This is a genomic window from uncultured Methanofollis sp. (genome assembly GCF_937919355.1).
Taxonomy (GTDB): Archaea; Halobacteriota; Methanomicrobia; order Methanomicrobiales; family Methanofollaceae; genus Methanofollis.
In genome coordinates this window covers 1-2,694 of the sequence record NZ_CALFSA010000083.1, presented here as the reverse complement: position 1 = coordinate 2,694, position 2,694 = coordinate 1, and the positions used below count along the sequence as shown (strand labels likewise).

Below are 2,694 nucleotides of genomic sequence, written 5' to 3'. Positions count from 1 at the left end.
GGCCTTCTTCGGGCTTGCATGGGTGCGTTTCCTGCGGGAGGACATCAGATGAGGACCGAAGGCATGCGGGTCATCGCCGCGAAGGAGTTCCGCGACCACATGGGGAGCAGGCGTTTTCTCGGCATCTTTGCGGTCATGCTCCTCCTCGCCGCGGTGGGAATGGTCTCGGGTGTCGGCCTGTACCAGGCGGCACTGGAAAAATACAACGCGGCGCAGACAACCGTTTCCGGGGATGCCGGCGACTCCTCCGGGCAGGGGGCGCTGTCCCCCCCTGCGGTGATGTGGCTCTTCCACGCCGTCGGCTACCCTTCGATGACGCTCTGGGCATTCCTGGGGGTTGCGATGGGTTTCGACCTGATCACGCGGGAGAAGGAGAGTCGGTCCCTGAAGGTCCTCCTCTCCCACCCGGTCTACCGGGACGAGGTGATCACGGGGAAGGCCCTCGGCGGTGCGGCGGCGATCGCCGTCGGGGTGGTGGTCATGCTCCTCCTCTGCGTCTCTGTCCTCCTCCTCTCCGGGATCGTCCTCCGTCCCGACGAGGTGGTGAGGGTCGCCCTCTTCGGTCTCTTCTCCTATCTCCTGATCCTCTCCTTCTTCCTGATCGCCCTCTTCTTCTCGACGGTTGCGGAGACGAGCGGTGGCGCCCTTGTCTCCTCCCTCTTCGTCCTCGCCGTTCTCCTGGTCTTCCTCCCTCTTGTCGTCAACAACCCGCTGGTGATCTCCGCGGCTGTCGGCGACCCGCCCGAGAGCCCCGACTGGGTGTTCGAGAGCGGGATGTCTGACGAGGAGATCCTGGCTGTCCTTGAAGAGTATGATAGGAAGAACGACGCCTATTATGACGGGCGGATGGCCTTCACGAGTACGGCGATGATCGCCTCTCCTTCCTGGAACTACCTGGAGGTGATGGCGGCGGTGACGATACCGTCCGATATGACGGAGGACCTTTCTGACGAGGAGGCGGAGGACCTGGGTGCGGTCTTCGGCATCCTCGCCGGGTGTGCCGACCACCTTATCGCCCTGCTCGTCGTGCCCGCCGCCTTCTTCGGGCTTGCGTGGGTGCGGTTCCTGCGTGCAGACATCAGGTGACGGCCTGGCCGTCACCTCTTTCATGCCCGGCGGCCCACATTTCTGGTCGTTATGGCGTGGTCGTCGGAGCGGAAGTTCGCCCTTCTTGCAGGGCTCTATATCGCGGCGATCGTCGCCGCAAACCTCGTCGGGAACAAGGTGGCGGTGATCGGCGGGGTCGTGGTCTCGGTGGCGATCTTCGCCTATCCTGTCACTTTTCTCGTGACCGACATCGTGGCGGAGGTGTACGGGAAGGAGAGGACGACCGACCTTGTCGTTGCGGGGGTGCTCTCTCTCGTCTTCGTCCTCGGGCTGACGGCCCTCTCTGTCGCCCTGCCGCCGGCGGAGAGGTTCGCGTACAACGACGCCTACACGGATGTCTTCGGGATGTCCTGACGGATCATCCTGGCGAGCCTGATCTGTTCTGCGGTGAGCCAGACGCACGACGTCTGGGCCTTCCACTTCTGGAAGGAGAAGACGCACGGGAAGTATCTCTGGTTGCGGAACAACCTCTCGACGATGGCGAGCCAGCTCATCGACTCGACGGCGTTCATGTTCATCGCCTTCTACGGGGCGGCGCCGGGCTACACCGTCCCCTTCATCGTCTCCCTGATCATCCCCTACTGGCTGGTGAAGGTGGTGGCGGCGGCCTGCGACACCCCCTTCTGCTACCTCGGTGTGTGGTGGCTGCAGGGGGGAAGGGAGAGGGGTGCCGGTCGGTGATCGCCCCCGGGAATCGTGGCCTCCGGTCTCGATAGCGGGGGAGGTGGCTGATCACTGTCCCGCGCCGGGGGACTACGCCCCCGATCACTCGAAAACCTACGGTTTTCTCGAACTCGCTGACGCTCGTTCCCCGCTCAGGATAGGATGGGGATGGCAATCTCTCTCCCCGTGATCTCATCCGCCCTTTCCCGGTTCTATCGTAGATCGGCGGTGTGTCCGGGTCAGATCCGCCCGGATCTGCCCCCGATCCGGGGGTGGGACCCTCCATCCGGGCCCGTACCGGGGAGATCCGGGGATCCCGGCATACCGGGGCCTGTGGGAGAAATGGGGTGAAATCCGTCAGGACTCGACGCCCTCCTGCCGCCTGTATGATCGCGGGTAATGCCATCCCCTCTCCCGGTCCCCCCGGTGCCGTTGGGGTGGAGGGATAGGGGGTGGATATTGCCCTGATGCTCGTATGCTGCTCAGGATGGTCGGGGATGCGGCGCTCTCCCTCCCCGCGAGACCCTGTTTTCCTCCCAATCGGGTGGTGTCCCGGCGAGGTGCTTCCGGGTCAGATCCGCCCGGACCTGCCTCAGATCCGGGGATCGCGCCTCCCATCCGGGCCCGTACCGGGGAGATCCGGGGATCCCGGCATACCGGGGCCTGTGGGAGAAATGGGGTAAAATCCGGCAGGACTCGACGCCCTCCTGCCGCCTGTATGATTGCGGGTAATGCGTCCCCTCTCCCCCGCCTTGCGGTGCCGTTGGGGTGGAGGGATAGGGGGCGGATATTGGCTGGATTCTGGATCTGTGGGTTTCTGGGACGGCGGTTGAACGGCACTCTTCTCCGGGGGGCTGCCGCCCCCCGGTCCCCCCACATTAGGATAAGCAGGGGATGGTTATCTCCCCCTTCGGATATCCTGGT

General features: G+C 64.4%; 1 protein-coding gene and 1 pseudogene. Both read left to right on the top strand.

Going from position 1 to position 2,694, the window contains the following annotated elements; translation table 11 throughout:
• The first annotated feature begins 48 nt into the window (after positions 1–48).
• Complete coding sequence (locus tag Q0520_RS03720) at positions 49–1,086, top strand: ABC transporter permease (protein ID WP_298666773.1); 1,038 nt, start codon at positions 49–51, stop codon at positions 1,084–1,086.
• A 51-nt stretch (positions 1,087–1,137) separates the two neighbouring features.
• Positions 1,138–1,788 (top strand): annotated as a pseudogene (locus Q0520_RS03715) (queuosine precursor transporter).
• Positions 1,789–2,694 lie beyond the last annotated feature (906 nt).

Coding starts and splice junctions, on each gene's coding strand:
- Q0520_RS03720 (WP_298666773.1), top strand. CDS start 49: ATGAGGACCGAAGGCATGCGGGTCATCGCCGCGAAGGAGTTCCGCGAC.